The organism is Clostridia bacterium (assembly GCA_035561135.1).
GTDB lineage: Bacteria > Acidobacteriota > Terriglobia > Terriglobales > Acidobacteriaceae > DATMYA01.
The window spans coordinates 55,035-80,799 of sequence record DATMYA010000055.1; the positions used below are offsets into that span (position 1 = coordinate 55,035).

The 25,765-nt window shown below is 58.2% G+C and carries 15 protein-coding genes; 3 read left to right on the plus strand and 12 right to left on the minus strand.

From position 1 onward, the window contains the following. Positions 1 to 14 precede the first annotated feature (14 nt). A complete protein-coding gene (locus VN622_12690) occupies positions 15 to 3,389 on the minus strand; it encodes a carboxypeptidase regulatory-like domain-containing protein (GenBank protein HWR36718.1) in 3,375 nt (1,124 codons plus the stop codon). A gap of 561 nt (positions 3,390 to 3,950) precedes the next feature. On the opposite strand from VN622_12690, the gene VN622_12695 reads away from it, so the two are divergent. Beyond that, the gene (locus tag VN622_12695; protein ID HWR36719.1) at positions 3,951 to 6,359 is read left to right on the plus strand and encodes a prolyl oligopeptidase family serine peptidase; all 2,409 of its coding nucleotides are present in this window, start codon (positions 3,951 to 3,953) and stop codon (positions 6,357 to 6,359) included. 257 nt (positions 6,360 to 6,616) lie between these two features. Beyond that, on the plus strand, positions 6,617 to 7,768 hold the full coding sequence (locus VN622_12700; GenBank protein HWR36720.1) for an acyltransferase family protein: 1,152 nt from the start codon (positions 6,617 to 6,619) through the stop codon (positions 7,766 to 7,768). Positions 7,769 to 7,883: 115 nt separating this feature from the next. On the opposite strand, the gene VN622_12705 is transcribed toward VN622_12700, so the two are convergent. From VN622_12705 to VN622_12735, 7 genes are all read right to left on the minus strand, one after another. Then, a complete protein-coding gene (locus VN622_12705; GenBank protein HWR36721.1) occupies positions 7,884 to 9,428 on the minus strand; it encodes a citrate lyase subunit alpha in 1,545 nt (514 codons plus the stop codon). 217 nt (positions 9,429 to 9,645) lie between these two features. Next, entirely contained in the window at positions 9,646 to 10,863 is a 1,218-nt protein-coding gene (locus tag VN622_12710) for an aldolase/citrate lyase family protein (GenBank protein ID HWR36722.1), read from the minus strand. Positions 10,864 to 11,005: 142 nt separating this feature from the next. Then, positions 11,006 to 12,211, minus strand: a complete 1,206-nt coding sequence (locus VN622_12715; GenBank protein ID HWR36723.1) for an isocitrate/isopropylmalate family dehydrogenase — start codon at positions 12,209 to 12,211, stop codon at positions 11,006 to 11,008. Between the two features lie 84 nt (positions 12,212 to 12,295). Next, a complete protein-coding gene (gene lysF, locus VN622_12720) occupies positions 12,296 to 14,251 on the minus strand; it encodes a homoaconitase (GenBank protein ID HWR36724.1) in 1,956 nt (651 codons plus the stop codon). Between the two features lie 90 nt (positions 14,252 to 14,341). Continuing rightward, positions 14,342 to 15,760 (minus strand): MmgE/PrpD family protein, encoded by a 1,419-nt coding sequence (locus VN622_12725; GenBank protein HWR36725.1) that lies wholly within the window; start codon positions 15,758 to 15,760, stop codon positions 14,342 to 14,344. Positions 15,761 to 15,926: 166 nt separating this feature from the next. Beyond that, positions 15,927 to 16,511: an HD domain-containing protein gene (locus tag VN622_12730; GenBank protein HWR36726.1), complete on the minus strand. Its 585-nt coding sequence runs from the start codon at positions 16,509 to 16,511 to the stop codon at positions 15,927 to 15,929. Between the two features lie 257 nt (positions 16,512 to 16,768). Next, positions 16,769 to 19,711, minus strand: coding sequence for an AMP-binding protein (locus tag VN622_12735; GenBank protein HWR36727.1), 2,943 nt, complete (start codon positions 19,709 to 19,711; stop codon positions 16,769 to 16,771). Between the two features lie 213 nt (positions 19,712 to 19,924). Here VN622_12735 and VN622_12740 point away from each other — a divergent pair, with 213 nt between their 5' ends. Next, positions 19,925 to 21,553: an aspartate:alanine exchanger family transporter gene (locus VN622_12740; protein ID HWR36728.1), complete on the plus strand. Its 1,629-nt coding sequence runs from the start codon at positions 19,925 to 19,927 to the stop codon at positions 21,551 to 21,553. 366 nt (positions 21,554 to 21,919) lie between these two features. Here VN622_12740 and VN622_12745 read toward each other — a convergent pair whose 3' ends face one another. From VN622_12745 to VN622_12760, 4 genes are all read right to left on the minus strand, one after another. Further along, positions 21,920 to 22,483 (minus strand): hypothetical protein, encoded by a 564-nt coding sequence (locus VN622_12745; GenBank protein ID HWR36729.1) that lies wholly within the window; start codon positions 22,481 to 22,483, stop codon positions 21,920 to 21,922. Positions 22,484 to 22,801: 318 nt separating this feature from the next. Then, a complete protein-coding gene (locus VN622_12750) occupies positions 22,802 to 24,454 on the minus strand; it encodes a hypothetical protein (GenBank protein HWR36730.1) in 1,653 nt (550 codons plus the stop codon). Positions 24,455 to 24,529: 75 nt separating this feature from the next. Further along, on the minus strand, positions 24,530 to 25,234 hold the full coding sequence (locus VN622_12755) for a hypothetical protein (GenBank protein ID HWR36731.1): 705 nt from the start codon (positions 25,232 to 25,234) through the stop codon (positions 24,530 to 24,532). 16 nt (positions 25,235 to 25,250) lie between these two features. Further along, on the minus strand, positions 25,251 to 25,765 hold a 515-nt coding region (locus VN622_12760; GenBank protein HWR36732.1), incomplete at its 5' end, for a hypothetical protein.

The window sequence follows — 25,765 nt, forward strand, 5'->3', positions numbered from 1 at the left end:
AGAAGCTGAAAGAATTAGAAGCTGAAACGTACCTTGAAGCGCATCGTACGGCCGACCTGGAACAGGTTGGCTGCGCCGTACTGCGAATTCAAGACAGTCGTTGGTTCCAGGCTGTTTGCCTGGGCCTGCCAGTTGAAGCCCGTCATCAGGCTCTTATAGTCCACACCCGCACAATCTGTAGGCAATGGGCTGATCTGGCAATGAGCGGTAAGGCCAGCAGTCGGCTGTAGTGAACCGGTGCTGAACAGGTTTGTATCGGTGCTGAGAACTGAGTGCTGGTTGAAGACGTTCGTTACGTTCGCTTCAAAGCCGAGCTTCAGGTTCTCATTCGTCTTGCTGATGTGGAAATCCTGAACAAAGTTCAGGTCAAGCTGGCTGAACATCGGGGTGCGAAGCTTCACGGGCTTACCAAAAGTGACCACGCCGGTGCCGGAAGTACGAGTCGCCGGGACGAACATGCCGCGACCTTCCGGATACTGGTTAGCACCGTAAGCGTCGAAGTAGGTCGTCAGCGGCGTGCCCTGGTACCACTGCTGGGTCAAGCCGATCAGGCTTTCGTGATTGCCCCACCACTTCAGGTGATACCAGCCATAGGCCTTGAAGGTGTTAGGACGATCGGTTGCGAGCGGGCCATCGATGACGCGTCCGTAAGAATCGAACTGCATCCATGGCTCGTCGAAGGCGCGTTCAACGTTCGGCGACGAACGACCGGTCGAGCTGTCCGCCGTATCGGTCGAAGACAGACCGCTGTAGTTGCCGGACAGTTTGCTGTACGTGTAGGACAAGCTGCCGAACCACTTGTCGGAAGCGCGCTTCGTGAGTCGGATTTCCAGGGCGTCGTAGTTACGGACTGCCTTGGGCTGAACCGGGCAATTTACGCAGTTAATAGAATCAACCGGCTGCCTGTTGATTCCGGTGCCGGGGTTGATGATATAGAACTGCTCGCCGGCAGCCGTGAGCAGGCCAGCATCTTCGATGGTCTGGTCAAGGCGCTTGCGCGAGTAACGGGTTTCGAGTCCGATCACGGGTGTGATGGCGTAGTCAGCACCAAACACCATTTCGTGCTGCTTCATCGGCTCCAGGTTCGGATCGATACGGACGTTGGTAGGATCGTTGGACGAGGTCCGGAAATCCTTGTTTTCGATGAAACGCAGGCCGGCCGGATCGCCACCAACAAAGTTGGCGCCACCTGTCGGATTGCAGAAGTGACCATTGGCCCCGCGGGTAGGCACGTACTTCGTGTAGTCCGGGTCGTCCATGGCATATACGCAATCATGCCAGTAGTCGCCACCGAAAGAACCGCGCGGCATTTCATACTTCATGATGTCGAAGAAGTAACCGAAGCTGCCGTATACCTTGAACTTACCGTTCTGTAACACATCCCATGATCCACCCAGGCGAGGAGCGATCTTGTCGCTGAAGCCGAAGGCGATTCCGGGGGCGGAATTGTAGGAAGGAACTGCTTCCTTGTCTGCGCGGACACCGATGTTCAGCGTGATGCCTTTGCCGATCGTCCAGGCGTCCTGCAGGTAAAGCGCGTGGTTGGCGCTGCTAGCCGATCCGACCAGACCGTATTCACGGAAGTTAACGGTACCCCAGAGTCCCTGGCACGAATTGCCCGCGGCGTCGCCGCCAGGATTCCAACCTTGGGCTACGTTTCCAGCCGTGATGGCCTGACATACTGACTTATTGGAAGGAAGAACGGTATACGGCCTGCCGTACGCCAGATAAGCTTGCGAGGTGATGTAACCATTTATGGTGCTGTTGCTGAGACGGTTCTGCGCATACCCGCCCTTTACGTTGTGCGTGCCGAAGAAACCCTTCTTGAACCAGGCAAGATCCTGTGTGAACGATTTGCGCTGGAACTTATCGTAGAGGGTCTGCAAATTGACGCCCATGCTGTTGAAGCCGCGGGTCATCGCGAAGTCGTCCGGAATTGGAGTGCCGTCCAGAGCTTCAATGCCGATGCTCGAAAGAGCGCCATAAGCTATTCCGGAGATGTAGTTTGAGTCTCTCCAGCGGTAGCGGACACCGGTTGGTAGACCACGATCCTGATAATCGCTGTAGAAGCGCCCAAAGCGCGTGGTTGCAATCAAGTTGTTGGTAAGCGTAATGTCCGCGCCGGTGTTGAAGATGATATTCGGCTGGACGTTGCCGATCCCGGAATTGTAATCGTCAGGATTCGCGCTTGCTAAGTCGTTGGACTTGCCGAAAGCATCGTCAGCATTTGGCATGCTGATGCCGCTATTGCGGTCATACGAATACTGCCACGATCCAAACACGCGGATCTTGGACGTAACCAGTGCATCAAGACGAGCAAGCGAGTAGTAGGTTTCTTCGTTGTTGAAGAACTTGCGTTCTCCCGCGTCCATCTTCACCGTGCGGGTGATTCGGTCGATGCGCGGAACCGCACTGGCAAATGCCCAGATACGATCCTTCACAAGGTAGCCGCCTACTTCGAAGCCGGGCTCAATTGTGCGCCGGTGATCCTTCTTGGGCTGCACGTACTCGAACGGCCCGCCGAGACGGCAGGTGTTAGAGGCTACACAACCAGGTTTGCTGATGGGATCGACTTCGTTATCCGAGTCTGTGTAACGGGTATAACGATTGGGCGCGGAATTGAAGATGTCGCCGGCATAATAGCTGAAAATGCTGCCGTGCCACGCATTGCTGCCGCGCTTCTGAATGACATTCACCACGCCGCCGAGTGCGCCGCCGTACTCAGCCTCAAAGCCAGAGGTCTTGACCTGGACTTCCTGGATGAACTCGAACGGAGCGTTGGTTCTGGTCTGACCAGTCTGAACGTCGCTGGTTTCCTGACCTTCCATCAAGAATGAGTTTTCCGAGCCCGAAGCACCATCGATCTGGTAACCGGCGATGCCGGTCGCGCGATCGGCCTGCAAAGGCTCGTTGCGGGCGCCAGGAGCAAACTGAATAACCGACTGGAACGAACGGCCCTTCGGAATGCCGGCGATGATGTCGGAAGTTACGTTGGTCTGAACCTTGGACTGGGCAACGTCGACGATCGGGGCTTCGCCCGAAACCTCAACTACCTGCTCGTTGCCGCCGACTTCAAGCTTCAAATCGATCGTGGGGAGCTTACCGACTTCCAATTTAATACCAGCAAGTTTGCTGGTGCGGAAACCCGCTGCTGTTGTCGTGATGGTGTATTCGCCCGGGGGCAGGTTGGCAAAACGGAAATAACCGCTATTGTCGGTTTCAACCTTCTTAGTGCCGATGAGTGCAGGGCCTGCCACTTCGACTGTAGCCTTGGACACCACAGCGCCGGTTGGGTCCTTCACAGTACCCTGAATGCCGGCGGTGGTTTCCTGGGCAACTGCGCTCGCAACGAGCAACAGAGCTACCAGGAGCCATACGAGTTTCTTCATGAGCAATTCCTCCTACAGGAATTCGTGTCTTTGCGGGAAACGGAAATAGGCAAGTGACGCCAGATCGTCTCGAAAAGCGAGAACTCTGACGTTCATTTGCCTCCTCAGAAACGTGAAACGGTTTGAAAAATATGCAAATCGTGTACTCACAAAGTGCAACTCACGTTCCAAACACAAAAATTCAGAGCTCGTTTGTTCTCAACAGCTACAAAGTTTTGCACAGTTGGATATTTACCAAAAAATGGATGTTCGAAGGTTTCTATTAAAAAATGGATTTCAATGAAGCTTGCGGTGTGCACAAAATTGCATATACATTGGCGGGTGTAGTCCGGAACTCAACGATTCAATCCAGATTTAGAAACACTATCGCGCTTCATTGCGCCCGAACGATTGTGCCCGGGGCGAAGGGCGCTCCGATGCCGGCCCGATCCCCTCAGGACGGCAACGAACTTCGGATGATGGCGTCCGCTGCTCCCGATAAACGCATTGACTGCGTGAGCTTCTAAATCTAGTCTTCCGTGTTCTCTCTTCGTTCGAAATTTTGACTTCAGAGGTACATGGATGCGCATCGCTCGCCGACTGCTCTTCGTCATAGTCCTGCTTGTCGTTGCAGGGTATTCGCAGACGACATACCAGAAACCACCGAAGGAAATCCTGGATGTACTGAACGCGCCTCCTACCCCGACCGGCGTGCTGAGCCCGTCGCAAGCGCAGATGATTTTGGCGCAAGGGGTTCGCTATCCCGCTGTTGCGGAACTGGCGCAACCGATGCTGAGACTAGCCGGAATCCGCATAAACCCTGCGACGAACGGACTACATCTTTCGCCACGTTTCGTCGGATACACGCTCAAATGGTTGGCGGACGGACACGAGGTGAAGGTGGCGGTTCCGGTAGACGCGAACATGAGCGCTCCACGATGGAGTCCCGATGGGAAGCAGTTCCTCTTCACGAACACTTCCAAAACCGCCGTTGAGTTGTGGATTGGTGACGCAGCCACGGGCAAGATACGCCCGGCGAAAGGCTTGCGCCTCAGCGCGGTAACGGACGATGTGGCGCAGTGGATGCCGGACAGCAAAACGGTGCTGGTGAAGATGGTTCCGGCAGACCGTGGCGCGGCTCCAGCGAAAGCAGGCGCGCCAGTTGGCCCTAATGTGCAGGAGAGCACAGGCAACGCAGCTCCGGCACCGACCTATCAGGACATGTTGCAGAACGCATACGACGAAGCGCAGTTCGATTATTACGCGACGGCGCAACTGGCCAGTGTGGACTCGACGACGTTGAAGGCGACCCCAATCGGGAAACCGGCGATTTACCTGGAAGTGACGCCCTCTCCCGACGGCCAGCATTTGTTGCTGGAGCGCGTGCACCGGCCCTATTCGTATCTGCATCCGGCCGAGGATTTCCCGAAGGATGTGGAGGTTTGGGATCGCACCGGCAAATTGCAATACACGGTCGCGAAACTTCCATTGCAGGACAACGTTCCCATTGACGGCGTTGCGACTGGACCTCGTAGATACGCGTGGCGTCCGAACCAGGCCGCAACACTCTACTGGGCAGAGGCGCTGGACGAAGGCAATCCGAAGAAAAAGGTGCCACATCGCGACCGACTGGCAATGCTGAAAGCACCGTTCTCGGGCGCTCCTATAGAGATAATCAAAATCGAAAACCGTTTGATGAACATTGCCTGGGGCGAGAGCGCGGGCGTATTCGTGACGGACTACGAGCGCGACAAGCGCTGGGTCCGCACGATGCTGGTCGATCCCGAGAAACCCGCCAGCGAGCCGAAGTTGTTATGGAGCCGCAGCAACCAAGATCGCTATAACGATAAGGGCACGCCGTTGACGCGTCCGTTGGCCAACGGATTCCCCGCGGTCGTGCAGGACGGGGATTCGATTTTCCTGGCTGGAGTCGGAGCTTCGCAGGATGGCGACCGTCCCTTCCTCGACAGGTTCAGCGTGACGACGCTGGAGTTGAAGCGTTTATTCCGCAGCGAGGCGGAAGGCTATGAAGCGGTTGTCGCGTTGCTGTCTGGCGACGGTACGCGATTCCTGACGCTGAAGGAATCACTGATGACTCCGCCGAACTACTACGTTCGCACGGCAACAGAGGCGAAAGCGGTTACGAACTTCTCCGATCCGACACCGCAGATCCGCCAGATCAAGAAGCAACGTGTAACTTACAAGCGCGAAGATGGCGTGCAACTGTCGTTCACGCTCTATCTGCCGCCGAATTACAAAGAGGGCACGCGGCTTCCGACCATCGTGTGGGCGTATCCGCTGGAGTACAACGACGCTGGAACGGCGGGACAGGTGAGCGGCTCGACACAGCGCTTTACGACGCTGGTTGGCATTTCGCATCTTTTCCTTGTGCTTCAAGGCTACGCTGTGCTGGACAACGCGGCGATGCCGGTGATCGGGGCTCCGGAGACGGTCAATAACACATTCGTGCAGCAGATCCTGGCCGACGCAAAGGCCGCGATCGACAAGGCTGTCGAGATGGGCGTAACCGATTCCAATCGCGTGGGAGTTGGAGGGCACAGCTATGGTGCCTTTATGACGGCAAACCTGCTCGCTCACAGCGACCTGTTCAAGGCGGGCGTAGCGCGCAGTGGCGCGTATAACCGCACGCTCACTCCGTTCGGATTCCAGAGCGAGCGGCGCACTTTCTGGGAGGCGAAGGATACGTACCTGACGATGTCTCCATTTCTCGTGGCGGACAAAATCAGGACGCCCATCCTGCTGATTCATGGCGAGGCCGATAACAATACGGGAACGTTCCCCATTCAATCGGATCGCATGTACCAGGCGATTCGCGGCAATGGCGGCACGGTGCGCTATGTGACGCTGCCATTCGAGTCGCACGGATACTCGGCGCGTGAGAGCACAGAACATACCCTGTGGGAGATGATCACCTGGTTCGACAAGTGGGTGAAGAATGCTCCGGAGAAAACACTAGCCACCGGTAAGTAGTGGGCATGTCGCCGGCGGTCAGTTGCCGGCATGAGGCGAACCGGCGAGGCACAAGCAAAGGGCCGCAGAAGATATCTGTGGCCCTTTCGCTTTGGTTGAGTGGTACATGGCGCAAGAAACTCCCCATATCTCGCTAAACAAAATGATGGCGCCCCTCATCTGCCTTCCACCGCGACTCAAACTCCGCCTCGCAACAGTAGTGCCGCGTCCCTCTCTGCCGTGCTACCGTTGACTCTAAGGCTATGAACAGGTCAAGCATGTCTGAAACGCTAAGCGATGCGAAGGTCCAGAGCCATTCCGGATTACATTTCCGGCGAGTCATGGCTTCTGAAAAGGTCAGCGATACGAACAACCAAAGGCACCTCGGCTTCGATCTCCTGCGGGTCGTGGCCACGTATATGGTTATTCAGATCCATACGGGAGAGTTCTACTACATTGGGAGCGGCGGCACCGTCCTCAACACTCCAAGCGCGTACTGGGTAGGATGGCTGAATTCGTTGTTTCGTGTGTCTGTCCCGCTGTTCGTGATGCTTTCGGGCTTCTTTCTGTTTCCGGTAAATGACGAAAAGAAATTCTTCCGAAAGCGCTTCAGTAGGGTGTTAGTGCCGTTTGTCGTCTGGTGTGCGCTCTATGCCTTCTATTTTTATTTCCGGGGCAGCGTAACGCTCACTGGCGCATTGATCGACATCCTCAAGATCCCAATAAACTTTGGCACGGAAATAGGGCATCTCTGGTTTGTATACATGCTGCTCGGGATCTACCTGTTCGCGCCTGTGATCTCGCCCTGGGTTCAATCCGCCAGCCGCAGGAGTATGGAGGTCTTCCTCAGCCTTTGGGGACTTACGCTGACGGCTCCGTACATCCATCTCTATTTCCCGGAAATTTGGGGGGAGGCGTATTGGAATCGAACCCCGATGCTTTACTACTTTTCCGGATTCATCGGCTACGCGGTCATGGCGGCCTACATCAAGCGCTTCCTGATGCGGCGCGCGGCGATGCACTCCATCGTGGGCGTGGCATTGATCGTGGTTGGCTACGCGATCACGGCTTCGGGATTCTTACAAAGGCTCCCGGTGGAGCACTCTGTGAGCAGCCTGGAACTTACGTGGGGATTCGAGACGATCAACGTCGCCATGATGACCGTCGGCGTATTCCTTCTGTTCAAGAATATCCAGGCTGCCAACGGCGCCTCGGCGTTCTGGAAACTTGTTCGCGACATATCTCCAAGAACCTACGGTATGTATCTTGCACATATCATGGTCCTGAACGCAGCCTATGGCTTGTTGGATCAACACCTTGGTAGCGCGGCCATCAAATTGCCAGCGATAGCACTCGTAAGCTTTGCCGGCACATACATGTTGGTGAGGGCTCTATCGTTCTTTCCAAGGAGCAAATGGATCTTGGGCTAGTGTGGCGGGCACGCATGTTCGCTGCCGTAATCGTCGCACGCAAACTCCTTCCGTGTGCGGAGAAGTACAGAACAAAAAATGGCGTGGCCGAACGCGGCCACGCCATTTCAACCTATTAGACGGTTTTGTAAACCGTGTCTAGTACCGTGCCGTCCACCCATTTCACAACTGCAACGGGTTCGTTGCTGCGTTCGGGCTTGCGAGGCGCGCCGCCACAGATTTTGTCGATCTCTTCTTTAAGTTCCTCGATCTTGCGTATCGGGAGGCCGCTGCCCTTGCAAGCGTCGATGAGATCCTGACGGCGTGGGTTAATGGCAATGCCGCGCTCGGTGGCGACGACGTCGATCAACTCGCCGGGGCCGGTGAGCGTAGTGACTTCATCGACGATGCTGGGGATGCGATCGCGGAAAGCGGGAATCGCAAGGATCGTGCAGCCCGAGTATAGGCAGTTCTGCCAGCCACCAATGCCGTGGAGCAGCCGTCCGTCTGAGTGCGTGACGACGTTGCCGTTGAAATTGACGTCAACTTCGGTTGCGCCGAGAACGACGGCGTCAACGATGCCGGCAAAGTTTCCCTTGCCATGAAAATTGTAGGACGTGAACGGAGACGTGGGCAGGTGCCGCGGATCGGAGGCGATGGACTTGACGGCGTCGAGGTCGAACGTCTGGCCGTCGAGGATGTAGCCGGTGAGACCTTCCTGCAACATCTGGACGAGATACTTGGTGGAGCCGCCGCGAACGAAGCTGGCCTTCACGTTGGCTTCACGCATGAGTTGCGAGAGGTACTGCACGAAGGCGAGAGCGATACCGCCCGCGCCGGCCTGGAACGAGAAGCCGTCGCGCATGATGCCCGTGACCTTCAGGAAACGCGCCACCATTTCGGCTATGCGCAACCGGTCGGGCGAGCGCGTGATCTGCGTTGTTCCGGAGACGATCTTTGCCGGGTCGCCGATGGACGGCACTTCGACTACGTAATCGACATTGTTGCCCTGAATCTGCCACGGAACACACGGGAACGGAACGAGGTTGTCGGTGACCACGATGACCTTGTCGGCGTAAATCGAATCGCCAAGCGCGAAACCGATCGAGCCGCAGGCCGAGGGTCCGTGCGAACCGTTGGCGTTGCCGAAAGGGTCAGCCGTAGGCGCGGCGATGACGGCAACATCTATGTGCACTTCGCCATCCTGGATCGCTTGCCAACGTCCGCCATGCGAGCGAAGCACGCCGAAGCCACGCATGTTTCCCTGTGTGCAGTAATCGCCGAGCGGGCCGTTCATGGAGCCTTCGATATGGTGAACGACGCCGCTCTTCATGAGATCGATGACGGGCGCGTGGCATGGGAACGATGCGCTCGGGAACCAGCGCAGGTCCTTCACGCCGATGCGTGCGGCTGCGTCCAGCGCTTGTAGGGCAACGCGGTCTCCATCGCGCAGGTGATGGTGCGACGAAATCGTCATGCCGTCGCTGAGGCCGCATTTGCGAAGCGCGGTTTCAATATCAGGCACGCGCTTGTCGCCGTGTTCCGGATAATCGATGTTGGTTGGGATCGGCGGAGCGGCTTTGCGGCCCTCGGGACGGTGCTGGTCGACGCCTTTAAACGGGACCTGATCGAGTCCGTTAACGTGCGTGGGCACGTGGCGTCCTGCAGCATTGCGGACCATCTCAACTTTTTTCTTCGGTGCTTCGCTCACTTGCAAACTCCTTCGCGGATGTGGCGTGCTCGCGCCAGTCCGCACATAACCTCAGCGACTAAACAGCTGCTGAAAAAGTTGCCTTCCGATGTGTCATGCTGAGCGAGGCGAAGCATCTGCTGTTCGACCAAAAGCAGATCCTTCGCTCGCGAAAAAGCCCGCGAGCTCAGGATGACTCAATAAACGATTACGCTTCCTTGACTAATCCCATCTGACGCGCACGCACGACAAGCTTGAGCGCGCGGTTAACGACAGGCGAATCGATCATCTTGCTGCCCAGCGAGACGACGCCGAGTCCGCGCTGCTGCGCGTCTTCAAATGCTGCGACGATCTTTAGCGCCTTCTCAATTTCCTTTTCTGCTGGAGCGAAGGCCGCGTGGATGATCGGAATCTGTGAAGGATGGATGCAGCCCATCCCTTCGAAACCGAGGCTCCGAGAGTTCTCGCCCCACGCGCGGAGTCCGTCCAGATCGGCAACGTCGCCGTACACCGAGTCGATAGCCTGCAGGCCAGCGGCTTTCGCGGCGTTGACGAGGCGTGTGCGCGCGTAAAGCGACTCGGCGCCGGTCGCGGTCTTCACTACTCCGAGGTCGGCGGTGTAATCCTCCAGGCCGATGGTGAGCGCGCAGACGCGGTCGCTTGCCGTCGCAATGGCGAAAGCGTTCTCGATGCCGAGTGCGGATTCGAGAATCGGCATGAGCCAGATGGGGCGCTCGATGCCTTCTCGCAAGCAGATGGCGCGGATGCTGCGATCGACTTCGGCGACCTGCTCTGGCGTCTCAACCTTAGGTATGAGGATGAGGTCGGGCGCTTCGGGAATAACCTCTTCCAGATCGTCCAGGCCGAGCGGAAGCTGGTTGATGCGCACCATGCGCTCCGCCGCACCGAAATCAACGGAGCGCAGAGTGTTGCGCACGAGCACGCGCGAGGTGTCCTTCTCCCCGTGATGCACGGAATCTTCAAGGTCGAGGATGACGGCGTCGGGCGCATGCAGTCCGGCGTTGATGAAGTACTTGGGCTCACTGCCGGGTAGATACAGGCGCGAGCGGCGCAGGCGGTCCTTCGCTGAAGGCGCGCGACGCGAAGCTATCTCGGTAAGCGCGCGGCGGCCAAGGCCCAAGCCGGCGCGATGCGCGGCGGCTTCAATGCGAGCGGCGATCATGAACGGCAGCGCGCCGGCGTCATTGATGACGAGATGAACGTTCGTGATGCCGAGTTCACCGAGCACCTGGCGCGCCTGCTTCTCGATAGCGTCGCCGTAATAGAGTGCAACGCGCGAGTTGATTTCCAGCGTGATGCCGCCGCTCTCGCGCGGTTCGCAGAGGACGTGCAGGTCGGAACGAACGTCTTTACCGAGACGTCCGGCTTCTCCGGCGCGCGGATTCACTTGGGTTGACGTGGCCATATGTCTGTACCTCAGGGGCCATAGCCCCGAGCGAAGCGTAAGCACTTTGGCATGGCTGAAGCCGTGCCCTTGCAGGTTTGTGGACTCGCGCTTGCGCGAGTCCACATGAAAGTCGCAGCCGATCCGGCTGCGCAACCGAACCCTACGCCTTTGTTGCCTTCGCGCTTTCGAGCTTTGCGAGAATGGCATCGGTCATCTGCGTCGTTGAGGCTGCGCCGCTCGCAATCGACTTTGCGCCACCCGAGATGCGCATCATGTCATAGGTGCGTACCTTGCCTTCGGCCACGACATCGGCAATGGCGCGGCGGATACGGTCGGCCTTGTCGTGTTCGCCGACGTGGTCGAGCATCATGACCGCCGACAGGATCATCGCAATCGGGTTCACGATCGGCGGATCGAGCTCGGCGTACTTGGGCGCGGAGCCATGCGTCGGTTCGAAGACAGCGACTTCCTCGCCGATGTTGCCGCTGGCGGCAAATCCGAGTCCGCCAATAAGGCCGGCGAAGGCGTCGGAGATGACATCACCAAAGAGGTTGGAGGCCACGATGACGCCGTACTCCTCCGGGTTCTTTGTGAGCCACATCGTCTGCGCGTCGATGTTCGTGGACCAGAGAGAGATGCCGGGATAATTTTTGCTGACTTCCTTGGCGACGTCTTCCATCATGCCGCTGGTTTCACGCAGCACGTTGGGCTTTTCGCAAATAGTCACCGACTTGTAGCCGTACTTCTGAGCGTATTCAAATGCGGCATTGCAGATGCGTCGCGCGTTCGTGCGGGTAATGATGCGCACGGAGATGGCGAGATCTTCACCTTTCACGTCGGCGAAGGCCTTGAACTTGGGGTGAGTTGCGAGTGCTGCGCGAACCTGCTCGGGCGGGTTCGTCCACTCGACGCCGGCGTAGAGGCCTTCCGTGTTCTGGCGGAAGACAACAACATTGACGCGCGGCTCTTCGAATCCTCCGTCGGACTTTTTGCGAATGAAGTTCAGAGGATTGCCGGGGAATCCAATGCAGGGGCGCATGCAGATGTCTAGATTGAAAATCTGACGCATGCTGACAATGGGACTGAAGTACGAAACCTTGCCCCGCAGTTCCGGGTTGAGTTCGGCTTCGGCGGCCTTCTTCGGCTTCGAGGTGATGGCGCCAAAAAGGCCGAGCTTGTGCTTCCGCAGCAGTTCAATGGTGCGGTCGGGAAGCGGGTTCCCTTCCTTGCGCCATGACTCCCAGCCGATGTCGCCGTGAACATAATCGGCGTCAAAGCCGACGGTGTTGAGGACGCGAATCGCCTCGGGCAAAACCTGGTTTCCGATGCCGTCGCCCGGCATGCTAACGACTGTGTACTTAGGCATAAATTCGATCTCCAATCTCAGATTCCGTTTTCTATTGCGGAACTGCGCGGGCGAGGGCGCCCGCACCACATCTTGAGTTATCGATTACGCTTTCGCGCTCAGGCCCAGTTTCCGAGCGACAAGGTTTTCGACGCCGCCTGCGATAACCAGCGACTGCGGCACCGTGCCCATCGGCGGGAACTGGAACTTCTCGCCGCGATAGGTGATGGTGCCGGTGGTGAAGTCGATCGTGACCTCGTCCTCGGGGATGATGGTTTTCTCTTTCGCTGCGATTTCCTTTTCGAAAACCTGGCGAAGACGCGTGATGAACTCCGGACACTCTACGCAGAGGAATCCGTTGTTGAAGGCGTTGCGCAGATACGTTTGCGAGAAACTGCCTGCGACAACGAGCGGCAGGCCCTTGGCTTGCAGCGCCGTAACAGCCTGTTCACGGCTGGAGCCGGTGCCGAAGTTGAAGCCGCCAATCACGACATCGCCAGCGCGGGTGCGCTCCGAGAACTGCGGATCGTAGTTCTCCATGACGACCTTGGCCATCATGTTGCGCGTCATGTCCTCTCGGTACGTGTAGTCCTTGCCGTAAATGCCGTCGGTGTTGAGGTTGTCCTGCGGCGTGAACACGAGGCGTCCCTTAACTTGCGCCGGGAAGCCTTCCAATATCTCGACCTTCTCGCCGCCGGCTGCGGGCACTGCGAGTTCAACGTATTCGCGCTTCAGCTCGGAGGCCGACACCTTGACGTCCGTGGTGATGTATCCGGCAACGGCCGAGGCTGCGACGACAGCGGGCGACGCGAGATAGCACTTCGCATCACGCGAGCCCATGCGTCCCTTGAAGTTGCGATTCGTAGCAGAGATGCCGACTTCGCCCGCTTCGAGCAGTCCTGTGCCGAGCCCGATACAGGGACCGCAGCCCGGAGGCAATGGCTGCGCACCGGCTTGCAGCAGAGTCTGCCACGCGCCGCTGGCCTCAGCGGACTTCTGTATTTCTCTCGAAGCTGCGGCGAGATAGAACTTCACCGTGGACGCAATCTTCTTGCCCTTGAGCACCTTTGCCGCGGCTTCCAGATCTTCAAGGCGCGAGTTGACGCAAGAGACGAGATACGCCTTGTGAATCGGGATGCGCTGCTTCTCGATCTCGGCGAGCGACGCCATGACCTGCACGGTATCCGGCCCGCTGACGTGCGGCGTGACAGCCGCAAGGTCCAGCTCGATTCGCGCAGCATAGGCGGCATCGGCATCCGGCATGGGCGTATCGGCCTCAAGCTTCGAAAGGATCGACTCATCGAGGCGTCCCATGGCAGCCGCGCCCAGTGCTTCTCGACGCTGGCGCAACCAAGCGAACGTTGTCTTGTCCGCCGGGAACCAGCCGACCAACGTGCCCCACTCGGTCGTCATGTTGGAGATCGAGAGGCGCTCGTCCATGCTGAGCGACTCGACGCCGGGTCCGGTGAACTCAACGACGGCGTTCAGCACTTCTTCTTTGTTGTAGAGACCACAAAGAGTGATGATCACGTCTTTGCCGGTAGCGCCGGGCTGAAGCTTGCCCTTGAGCACAACCTGTATCGTGCGCGGGATCTGCCACCAGAATTCACCGGTCGCCCAGATTGCGGCGGCGTCGGTGCGAACCACAGGCGTGCCAATCGCGCCAAGCGCGCCATACATATTCGAGTGCGAATCCGAGGCGACGACGAACGAACCGGGCAGCACGTAGCCTTTTTCCACCATGATCTGATGGCCGATGCCGGTGCCCGCCGGGTAGAAGTCAATGCCCTGCTCTTTCGCAAAAGCTTCGATCAAGGCGTACTTCTTCAGGTTCTCTTCCGTCGTGTTCTGTATGTCGTGATCGAGGGCGAAGACTGGTTGACGCGGATCAAGCACCTTCTTGACGCCGATGGCCTTGAATTTCTTGAGCACGGCGGAGGTGTTGTCGTGCGTCATAACGTGGGTGGGACGGATGGAGATGAAATCTCCGGCGCGCAGCGGACGGTTCGGCCCTTCCGCGAGGTGTGCTTGTGCGAGTTTCTCAACGATGGTCTGCGCCATGTGCGAATCTCCAGACGTTGGACGTCAGTTGTTGCGGACTCGCGCTGCTGGCGCGAGTCCGCCATGCCGGCGATACGCCGGCGCTACGTGTTAGTGCGCTCCAGCCGCTTTCTGATCGGCCTTCATCAGTTCCATCACTTCGGTGACTGACTTGGCGTTTTCCAGTTTCCAGATGGCGTCGATGAGGCGCTGACGTGCTGTCTTCGACATGATGGGCTCGGCCAACGCGTGGAACTTCTCCTCGATCTCGCGATCGGTGAGCGGATTGCGCGGGTCGCCCTTCGGGAAGTCCATCTGTTGCTCGTATTCCTTGCCATCGACGGTCGTAATCTTCACGATGACGCGCTGCAAGGCCGGGAAAACCTTTTCGATCTCGGCGTCGGCGACGACCTTTACCTTGTTTAGCTGTGCGCGGATCGTCGGGTCCATGATCTTCTCCATCGTGAACTGCAAGGGAGTGACCTGGCGCTCGGCGACGGCGGCAGCGATGCAATACGGCAGCGAGTGATCGGCAGTCTCCTTCGACCGAGGATCGTACTTGCTCGGGTCGCTGAGAATGTCGGCTCCTCGCGCGGTGGTGCGTATGTGAACTTCCTTGACCTGCTCAGGCTTGAGGTTGTTCGACTTGACCAGATCGAGCACGCAGGAGATGGGCGTGTGCGTCAACGCTTCGGTCGGGAAGAACTTCATGCCGCACTGCGTAATGCGCCACGATTCGCCAAGTCCATCGGTGAGGATGTTCAGCTTCCACTCGGGACCAAAGACGTGGACGATGCCTTCCTTGCCATCGATGATGTGCTCGGGGCCGGTGTAACCCTTTTCGGCCAACAGCGCTGCAAAGACGCCGCTCTCGGTCGCCATTGGGTCCACGGTGTTCTTCATCATCGTGAGCTTGCCGGCAGTAACGGCACCGAAGCTGCCGCGTGCGGCCGCAGAAATGCCGATGGCATGCTGTATCTGTTCCCACGTCAGGTGGAGCATCCGTCCGGCGACGATGGGCGAGGCAAAAGCGGTCAGCGTGGCGTGGTGCCAGCCGCGCTCGCGGATGCCGGGGAACGCACATTCGCAGAGGCGCTGCTCGAACTCGTGTCCGAGGACGAGGCCGACAATCAGTTCGCGACCGTCACTCTTTGCGCGCTCTGCGCAGGAGATGGCGGCGGGGAAGATGTCCGACGGGTGCGACGGATCCTGCTTCCAGTAGATATCGTTGTAGTCCATGCAGCGGATCATGAGCGCGTTGGCGAGCGCCGCGTGCACGACATCCATCTTCTTGCCTGTCCCGATAACGGTGGCCGGGCCGCTGGTGGCAACTTCGTTGAGGACCTCAAGCGCGATGGTGACGTCGTGCTGCTGGTAGCCGCCGAGCGCGCAGCCAACCGAGTCAAGCAGGTAGCGCTTCGCCTGGTAGATGGCATCCTGCGAAAGGTTTTCGTACCTAACGCCCGCTGCCCAGCGGGACATTACGGCAGTAATGGTTTCTTTCTTGGCGATGTTTTCCTTACCGGACATCGTTTCTCTCCAGAAATCGACTTGCCCCAGCGACTGAAGCCGCGTGAAAGGCGTGGTTTATAGGCGTGGCCGTACCCCTTCCGAGCAGAAGGCACGAGTCCAAAGCAGAAAACCCGAGCCCAAGGGCGCAAGCCATAACGGCTGCGCACGATCTACTGGGGCCGGGCTAGAACTTCTTGTTCTTGAACGGCAGATAAGCCATGAAATCGGCATGATGCACGATGTAAGCCTCTGTCGTCCGCTTCACGAGATCACCTTCGGCAGCGTGCGCGGCAATGATGTGGCAGACCGCATCTGGTATGCCGCACTCCATCGCAAGAGCTACGCCGGTGAAAGGATGACGCAGCAGTTCGCCACGTTCGCTCTGCACGGTTTTGCCGCTTTTGTTCTCGTACTCGAGGAGCTTGCCGACGTCGGCGAGAATTGCGCCCGCAATGACGGTGTCCATGTCGATAGGTAGTGCGTTGCCCATGAACTCAGTCATCGCTTCCGCCGAGCGGCGCGCGATGTGCACGACGCAGCGCTTGTGTTCCATGAAGGTCGTGGGGCAATTGGGTACGAGCAAGGTGAATGGAATTTTGTTGAGGTCTTCAGGAGTGAGGGGGCTTAATTCGAATGCCCGCTGCCAGCAACGCGTAACACTGGCTTTAATGTGTGCGTTCTGGATCCAGTCTAGTTCTGGCCACAGACGCTGAACGTCGGCAATCCCGACCGGGCGAGACTCGGCGGGGGTGGCATTCTGTGTAGTCAAGTTGTCCTCCACGTCATGACTCATCTCAAGGGGTCTCTGACGAGTACAGCCAACCGCACAATTGTAGCTGGGAACAGAGTAGCGCGCTTGCGCGCCACTATTCAGCACACCAGCATACAACTCTAATGGTCTCAGGCACGGCAGAAACATGGTGTGACAGCAGTCATATGTACCAGTGACGGCGCCCATTATTCCGAGAACCCAACCGTCTTCGACTTCGCCCGGCGTGGTCGGACTCCGCTCAAGAAAACAAGAGCTCAGAGGGCTTTTACCCGGCGTTCCAGGTCACCGGCGATGGTATCCGGTGCGGTGTTCGGCGAGTAGCGAACCGGCGCTCCGATGCGGACTGTGATTTGGTTGGGACGCACGAAAAGCGTGTCGCGGAGCTTGGCTTCGTAGAGGCCATCAATACGCAGAGGGACGACAGGAAGATTGAGGCGCGTAGCGAGGAGTCCGACGCCGGACTGGAAAGGCTGGAGCTCGCCGGTTTCGGTGCGGCGGCCTTCGGGAAAGACAACGATGCTGTACCCGCGGTCCGCGGATTCGCCCGCATATTCAAAGCTTTCCTGGAAGCCGCTCTTCTGAGGAAGAGGAAAGGCATTAAAGAGCGCCACGACCAGGCCGTAAGTAATCTGGTAGACGAGGCGCTTGAAGATGTTCCACGTGCGAGGCGGGCGGCGCATCTCCATGAGACGTTCTCCGATCATGGCCACGGCCAGGCGGTTGCGCAGGTGAGGCGGGAAAGCGAAGAGCACAAACCCTATATCGACGTACGTGACGTGATTGGAAACGATAAGAAACGGGCCGCGGAGATCACAATCGCCTTCTCCAACGGCTTCTCTTCCGTTCCTGCCTGCAATCTCTTCAGCTGAAACATTCTTTCTTCCGACAATGTGCGGCTTTGCCAAGATAACGGTGGCGGGCCAGGTGATCGCGTGGTAGATGGCCGTGCGAATCCAGGGTACAGGCCAGCGCTGTGACCAGCTTGGATAACGATAGCGAGTGGCGCGGACAAGATCAGGCTTGGTGGATGAACTGGTCGCCTGTGCGGGTGACACCTGGTGCATCAAGCGTTCTAGATCAGCGACCGTGGTGGCGTTGGAAACCGAGGTTTCGTTGAGATCGACCTGGTAACGATCTTCGATAGCGCTCATGAGTTCGACGCGATCGATGGAGCTGAGGTTGAGATCGGACTCCAGGCGGGCGTCCGGCGGGAGTTCGCCGATACGACGTCGAGTGATGCGCTCGATCAACTCGGAGACGCCGCCCGCAGGCGTAGCCACGTGGGCAGCTTCGGCGCTTTGTAGCGAAGCGAAGTACTCGCGAGCGTATTGCTCAACCACGCCGGTTTTTGGCTTCTGAGTAGGGGTGCGCGGAAAATCTTCTTCGGGCCAGATGAGCCAGCGACGAACCTGCTGGTATTCCGCCAGGTGCTGATTTGCGCGCCGTACGATCTCTTGAACAACATTGTCTTGAATATTGTCTTCAACAATGTTGCCAGAGCGTTGCTGGCTCAGAACCAGGACTGCGCATGGCTCGGCATTGCCTTCAAGTGGCAGAGCGATGACGACGGCGTCCTTCACTTCGGGCTGCTTGCGCAGCGCCGCTTCGAGGTCTTCAGGATAGACGTTCATGCCGGCGGGTGTGACGATGACGTTCTTCTTGCGACCTTTGAAATACAAATTGCCTTGCTCGTCGAGTGCGCCGAGGTCTCCAGTGCGAAACCACTCAACCTCCGCATTCTGCTCCGGAGTAACCTCAGGGGCTAAAGCCCCTTGTTCTCGTCCTGCGTCAATGCAGGGCTGAAGTCCTGCTCCACCCAAAGGCGTTGTTCTTTCCTGCTGCCCTGCTCCACCCAAAGGCGTCTCTCGGCCAAGCGTTGCTCCAGCCGAGAGTACGTCCGTGTCCGACTGAAGCCCAGCTGCCAGGTCAACCTTTGCTTCCCTCAAGGGCACGCTTGTTCCCGCCTGTTGATGTGCTCCACCTGAGGGCGCATCCGAATGTCGCGCTCCACGCGAGACAGGCTTCAATTCCCTTCCGTGCCAGTAAGCCGTAGCTACGCTTCCACCTCGCACCAATATTTCGCCTGTCGCGGGGTCTAGTTTGAGCTCGCGGCCGGGGAGAACCTTGCCGATGGAATGGCGCCCCATATGGAATGGATGGTTGACGCTGATGAGCGACGTGGTCTCGGTGAGCCCGTAGCCTTGTACCACCGCAAAAGATAGGCGGGACCAGAAACGTTCGGTATCTTCGTCGAGGGCTGCGCCCCCGGAAACGAAGGCCCAGAACTTCCATCCAAATAAGAAGTGCAACTTGCGGAAGTGCCACCAGCGCAGCAGGAAGTGCTGTCCATCTGCGCGGGCGAAGTCGCGGCGGAATGCATCGAGGCGGCCTTCGTCTTCGAGCTCACGCTCAATCTTGTGGCGCAAAGATTCAAGCAGACGCGGGACGGTCACGACAACCGAAATGCGCTCGCTGCGAACGGTCTTGATTACCTCGGAGGGATTCAGCGAATCGTGGAAAACGACGGTGGCGGCAAGCGCTTGTGGGACAAACAGTCCGAGGAACTGCCCGAAGACGTGGCTTAGGGGGAGAAGGTTAAGGAAGCGCAAGGGATGCACGATGCGCTCGTACTTAACATACCTGGCGATTTCGCGTTCGAGCGGTTCGAGGTTGGCAAGTACATTTCCATGCGAGATAACAACGCCCTTTGGATCGGCAGTGGTACCGGAGGTGAAGACGATCTCAAGCGGGTCGGTGCGGAGAATCTCGGGGGACGGATAAGCGGCACTGTCGTGGTGTGCGATGGATTGCGCGAGGTCTTCGAGAACAAGTGTCGGGTGAGATGCAGCGTGGGCGGCGAGTTCGCGCGAGCACACCAGCAGCCTGGCGCTAACCTGATCGACCACACTGAACGCGAAGCTGGGGGCGGCAACCCGGTCCATGGGAACGACGACCGCGCCCCGAAGTACGCATCCAAAGAAAACCGCGACCCACTCGGCGCAGTTCTCGCCCCAAAGAAAGACGCGATCACCTTTGCCTATATCACGAGATTCGAGCTCTCTGGCGAACTGGTGCGCTGCGTTGGCGACGTCGCGATATGACCAGCGGACGGTGCGATAGCCGCGACGGTAGACATAGGCGCGCTCGGCTCCGAGCCGGTGGAAGCGGTCGATGATCGAGAGCAGGCTGTCCGCCATGCTGGCTTCTCTTAAGAACGAAGAATTCAAACACGAATCGTTGCGAGTTCCAAGAGGTGACGGGGCGTTGGAACTCTATTCACATAAGATGCTGGCAGTTGGCTGTTTTTGGGTCAATTTGCCACCAATCCGCCCTGTCCCATAGGATGGATGTGTATACGTGGCCTGCGATTTATAACGTCCCATAGAGGGCGAGAAACATAGAGGAGAAGAATGAGTTCGTTGGTGTCGACGCTGGTCGGGTCCCCGATTATGACGTTGTTCGTGGTGATAGGGCTCGGTTACCTGCTGGGCACGTTGAGTATCTTTGGCTTCCGATTTGGCGTTGCGGGCGTGCTGTTTGTGGGCATTGCCATCGGGGCGCTGGATAAGGCAATCGCGCTGCCGGAAATCATTCCCAGCCTTGGGCTGATCATTTTTGTTTACACCATCGGAATTCAGTCGGGGCCGGCGTTCTTCGCTTCCTTCAAGAAACAGGGCTTGCGGGACAACGGGGTCGCGCTCGGCTTGCTGATCTTCGGCGCGCTGCTAACGCTCGGTCTGGGCCATGCCATGCACCTGAGCGCCCCGCGAATCGCGGGCTTGTACTCGGGCGCGCTGACGAATACACCTGCCGTTGCCGCAGCGCGTGAGCGCTTGCTGTTCCAATCTCAATCGGAGAACCTGACGCCCGACCAGGTGCGGGATCTTTCGGACCAACCAATCGTCGCCTACGGCCTGGCGTACCCGATGGGCGTGATCGGCGTGTTGTTGTGCTTCCAGCTCATGCGTCGCGTGTGGAAGGTGGATGCAAGCGAGGCGCAAGAAACTCCCGCGATACGCGCGCAGGATTTCGTGGTGAAAAATCCAGGCGTGGTGGGGCGCACGATAGGCGATCTGCTGCAACTGCACAAGGATTCGGGGTTCGTCGTCAGCCGCATACGGAAGGACGGCGAAACGCAACTGGTGAGCTCCGATACTCATCTCAGCGAAGGCGATATCGTGGTTGTGGTGGGCGATGAGAGCGGCATTGAGCGCGCCCGCCACCTGTTCGGAGAGCCTTCGCCGGAACAGATCGAATTGGATCGCTCGGAGTTGGACTTCCGGCGCGTCTTCGTTTCGGCCCCGGAAGTGGTCGGTAAGAGGATCGGAGACCTGAACCTGGACACCACTCTCCAGGCAACGATCACGCGTGTGCGTCGTGGAGATGTGGACGTGGTGCCGTCGGCAGAGACGATACTGGAGTTCGGCGATCACATAAGGGTGCTGACGCGGCGAGCGAACTTTGCTTCCGTGTCGCAGTTCTTCGGCGATTCGATACGCGGCACGGCGGAGACAGACTTCGGATCGGTGGCGATTGGGATGGTACTGGGCGCACTCCTCGGAATGGTGCCAATGCCGCTGCCCGGCGGAAGCGTCGTGCGGCTTGGACTCGCAGGCGGACCACTGCTGGTAGCACTGGTGCTGGGGAAAATAGAGCGCACTGGACGGATCACGTGGAGGATACCGGTAAGCGCCAACCTGACGCTGCGTCAGGTAGGGTTGCTGCTGTTCCTGGCTGGAGTAGGCACGAGGGCTGGCTTTTCCTTCTGGCAGACGCTCCAGTCGAATGGATGGCAAATTGTAGTGGCCGGTACGGTCGTTACCTTCGCGGTGGCGCTGGCGACGCTCTTCGTCGGACACAAGTTGCTGAAGATGCCGTACGACTCGGTCATGGGGATGGCCTCGGGCATTCACACTGCACCGGCAAGCCTTGCGTATGCGGTCAACGTTTCCCGAAACGAACGCCCGAGTGTGGCGTACACGACGGTGTATCCGATGGCGATGATTGCGAAGATCATACTGGCGCAGTTGTTAGTGTGAGCTGGGCTCGCTCGCCGGAGAGAGACCTCTAAGAAGCCGTGAACTGCATCTGTAAACCCATGGATCATCAGGGCGGGGATTTCCTGAGAATGCGGAGCAGTACACCGAGAGCACAGTGCCCGGCGTGCTTCAGTTTCAACGTCATTCGTAAAGTTCGCGAAGAGACGAGAGGCAAAGCAGCAGAAGATGGGCGTATCACGTGCGCTCTATGTGGCCGTAAATATTCGGCTACTAATTCGCAATCAAAAGCAGCGTAAGAAGCAGACTACTTTGGAACGACGAAGGCCGCCAAACAAGAGGGCGGCCTTCGTCTTTTTGCGCCCGAGTTGAGTACGGGGGTGCCAGAATACGAAGCTTGGCGAGTGGCTAATAGTGCTTCACTTCTATGTGGAGGGTGCCGGAATAGGGCACCTCGGGCAAATGGAGTAACGCGTCGGAGTTGAGTCGGAGCTGGATGAGGTCTTTGCGCGAACTGTGTCGATTGGTTGCGTCAATCGAGGTCTCCGAGACGCGGAGGCTTGCGCCGCCGGGGCCGGCGAGGTTGGTTTCGGTGAAACTGCGGTGTGTGCCGCCATTGACGCTGCCGAGCACATCGCGACTGGGGATCGCCGTCGAGCCGTCCGCTGAGACGAGTGCGGCATTGGAATCGTCGAAGTAGGCGATCACTTGGATGTTGCGGACTTCGCTCGGGTTGACGTTCCAGGCGGTTTCTAAAGGGAGCGACACCTGGTCTTCAATTGATAAGAATGACAGCGGAATGGTGCGAACATTGACCTGGATGGAGCCGAGAACGCGAAGCTTAAGAGCCGTGCTTCCTGTTGCAGAAAGTGATTGCGCGTGTCCCAGACCGAGCATTGCAAACGTGGCGAGAAGAATGAAACTTGCACGGCAACCAAATCCTTTTTGTACGACAGGCCCCAACCTCAGCATCGAATCACCCTCTTAAGTAGCTAATCGGCAAAAACCGGCCCAGCAAGTAACCAGGGGATAGACACTTTAGTAACCTGCGTAGATCAAGATGCGAACGCAGCGGTGGGAGATGTAGGTTGCTGGGCCACGCTAAACGGTGGAGAACAAAACGGTTGGGATGCTTCGGCAGACGGAAGGCCGGACTATTTCTTTTCGGAAGAGCTGCTGGTGACCTGCTCGCTATCTGGCGCCAGGCTGGCGCCTCCACCCTGAACGGGTATTCCGTTCGGCTCAGAACCGGCGCCGGGTAACTCGGGGCCATCTTCGAGTGCCGAGCGTTTACGTTTCGGGCGGCACATGAGGCGGCGTAAACGAGCGGCGAACGATGAAGATATGCGTGGGTGCGAGGTCTTCTGTTTCCGCGCGAGCAGAAACGGGGGCCTGCACGACCTCGTAACTCAACGGACTGAGCGACTGTTCGACCAATACGGCAACGGGAGACGTCTCGCCGCGGCGGAAGCGTATGAAGAATCGCCCTGAGTTATCGGTGTACGCGAGTTTGCCGTCGACCTGCACGGCGATGCCCCAGACCGGCGCTCCTTTTTCATCTTGCACGATACCCTTCACGACAAATTTGCCGAAGTTGACGGTCGCGGTGGGCGACTGAGGTTCGTCCTGGTCTGAAGCGCGACTGAAGTGAATCCCGTCGAGCCATCCGGTGTAGCGCACGCGGCCAGTGGGATCTATGTAACTGTCGCCGTGGAGGCGGATGGAATCGATGATATGGATGTTGAAATTCACGGTCCAGGCTTGGACAACATCTTTGCCAGTTCCGGCAAGCGGCGTGTAGATCATCTGGTGATCGACGCCGATGGTAGCCAGGTTCGAGACAAATTGACCGCCGCCGGTAATGGTATTCGTGCGGCCGGTGCGCGAGTAGTACTCGTGAAGGCGAAAACGCGTCGTGACCTTCTGGTCGGCAGAAAACAGAAAGGTGCGCAGGTCACTGCTTTGCGTGTTCTGCCGCATGACGGTTCCTGCGAAACCGAGCGACCCATTAAGCAAATTGCGAGAAGCGGTGAAACTCTGCGTGTGCGTCCAGAGAGAACCCGAACTGCTGGCGGTCAGCAAGCCGGAGAGTTGGACGCCCTTGATGCTGCTGCTGGCCGACAAGGAGTCCAACGTTGCGTCGCGTGCCGCGGAAGGCTGGTCGATGTTCACTCCGCGGTACTTGCCGTGCTCGTAGGTCGCGGAGAGGGAACGCATCGGCGTAACTCTGAGGCGCAGGTTGGGGCCTATGCGCTCCGGTGCGGTAATGGAAACTCCGCCGATGCGCTGGAAGCGGTCGCCAGCACTGGTGAAGGACGCATTAAACTGGACGAACTTGTTGGTGTAGTCAGTGCCGAGAGCGGCGTAATGCTGGTTGCTGCCGACGCCCGCGGCCGCACTGAGCGCGAGGTTTGTAAGTGGCCGGTAGCGAAACGAGTGCAGCGACGTCACTTTCCCCTGCACGATGCTCGTGCTATGGAACGACCATTTCTTATTGAGTTCTTTCTGAAAGAAGAAAGCTCCTGTTGGATCCTGCTGCTGGAAACTCTGGTAAAGAATTGGACTGGTCTGAATTGTCGTGACGCCGCCGAAGGCCGTCCAGCGCTGGTTCTCGCCGTTGCGCGTGACGTGCAGTCCGCGTCCGTAGAAGTAGCGTCCTGACTCGAAGTTGTCGGTATCGAGGTGGAAGGTTTGCAGGTGGTCGCCCGCCCCAAGCTGATAGCTCCTGTACTTGTAGGCGACATACGCGCCAACATCGAGTTGCTGGCTGTAACCGATCGATAGAAATCCGCCGACATCACGCCATCTATACGAGAGTTCGCCGCCGGATGCCTGGGAAATGGTGGACGTTCCGCCCTGCACCCAAACACTCTGCGCTGTCGAGGGCATGGCAAGCACACATGCGATCACCATCGCGAAGAGCACGGCAGTTGCCGTGCGCAAGGTACACGCACGGACTGACAAGCATCGATCGTAGAGATGGTGACGCATATTATTGCCCCAGAAAAAAGCGTCCCGCTATTGCGGAATCGCTTCAGAAGAAAATCCATCCTGAAAGAAAACGCGTACGCTGGCGTTGGGGGAGGATGCGCCGGCAGTAAATTTCACAAACCGTGTTGATTCGGGAAACACAGGCATGCCGCCAAGCTCTGTATCCTTCTCGAAACCACGGCACTGCACGCGCTCAATCCGGGAAAGCTTGTTCGAGCGGTTCGTGACTTGGAGTTGATAGCTGCCATCTTCCTGGCGCTTGACCTCGAGTGCCACGTCTTCAGCTTTGAGGCGTTGCTTCTGGTACAGGTACACGACGTGCGGCAGCGCGACGTTGATCCGTATCTGGTTCTTGATGGGAGCGGCGCGAGTCATGGTAGAAACTATGGCGAACCAGAGGTTCGGAAGCTTCGACTTGACCTTGTAAAACACGAGGTGTGACTGGCGCGCGGGGATCGTGAAACTGCTGTTTCCAAACTCGACCTCGACATCGGAAGCCAGCGGAGCGTATGCCATGCTGCCGTTGGGAGACACCTTGAAACCGTGAACCTCGACGGTCGCGGCGAGTGGAAAGTCTGCGTCGTTACGCAATTCAAAATAGCCCTGGGCCTTGCCGCGGTATTCCGCGATAGGCGGCGTAATCGTCTGCCCCATTGCTGCGGAACCCGCGACAAGCATGATGCCCAGGACAGCTAGGCAGCAAAGAAATCGAATGCTGGCTGATTGCTTCACCGTTGCCTCTTTGCCTTTACTGGACGTATGCGTAAACCGTAAGTGTGCCGTTGTAGGTATCGACTGCGATGTCGGGCTGTCCCTGCACTTGCAGGTAGGCTGTGTCGGTAAGGCCGGCGCTGTTCTTGCGTGCAGCCTTGGTGGCAGTCGGGTGATTTCCGATGAGCACGGCGCCCGAAGTGGCGCATTGACTTGTTGCAGAACCCATTGCCGTGCTGGGCGTCGCTGTCGGGCCGGCATAGATGGCGGTTACCGGCACGACGTCAGGCACCGCGATGGTGCCGGTCAACACACTGGAGAGCACGCAAACATCAACACCGGTTGTGCGGTTGTCTGCGAGATTCCAGGTACTGGTGATCGTCACAGACTGCACGTCCGAATCGGCCGCGTTGCCGGCCATGACAAGACCGCCGGCGGCGAAGTTGGTAAGGGCGCTCGTCGAAACCGTCAGCGTTTCGTTCTTCGTCAACTTGATGGGAGTGTTGGCAGGCGTGGCGCTGAGTTGCGCGAACGCGGAGCTCGCGACCAGCA

Excerpts from the sequence above, each read along its gene's own strand:
- VN622_12745 (HWR36729.1), bottom strand. The coding sequence starts at position 22,483 with ATGCTGAGGTTGGGGCCTGTCGTACAAAAAGGATTTGGTTGCCGTGCA.
- VN622_12715 (HWR36723.1), bottom strand. The coding sequence starts at position 12,211 with ATGCCTAAGTACACAGTCGTTAGCATGCCGGGCGACGGCATCGGAAAC.
- VN622_12705 (HWR36721.1), bottom strand. The coding sequence starts at position 9,428 with ATGGTCCGCAATGCTGCAGGACGCCACGTGCCCACGCACGTTAACGGA.
- VN622_12700 (HWR36720.1), top strand. The coding sequence starts at position 6,617 with ATGTCTGAAACGCTAAGCGATGCGAAGGTCCAGAGCCATTCCGGATTA.
- VN622_12695 (HWR36719.1), top strand. The coding sequence starts at position 3,951 with ATGCGCATCGCTCGCCGACTGCTCTTCGTCATAGTCCTGCTTGTCGTT.
- VN622_12725 (HWR36725.1), bottom strand. The coding sequence starts at position 15,760 with ATGTCCGGTAAGGAAAACATCGCCAAGAAAGAAACCATTACTGCCGTA.
- lysF (HWR36724.1), bottom strand. The coding sequence starts at position 14,251 with ATGGCGCAGACCATCGTTGAGAAACTCGCACAAGCACACCTCGCGGAA.
- VN622_12740 (HWR36728.1), top strand. The coding sequence starts at position 19,925 with ATGAGTTCGTTGGTGTCGACGCTGGTCGGGTCCCCGATTATGACGTTG.
- VN622_12735 (HWR36727.1), bottom strand. The coding sequence starts at position 19,711 with ATGGCGGACAGCCTGCTCTCGATCATCGACCGCTTCCACCGGCTCGGA.
- VN622_12690 (HWR36718.1), bottom strand. The coding sequence starts at position 3,389 with ATGAAGAAACTCGTATGGCTCCTGGTAGCTCTGTTGCTCGTTGCGAGC.
- VN622_12710 (HWR36722.1), bottom strand. The coding sequence starts at position 10,863 with ATGGCCACGTCAACCCAAGTGAATCCGCGCGCCGGAGAAGCCGGACGT.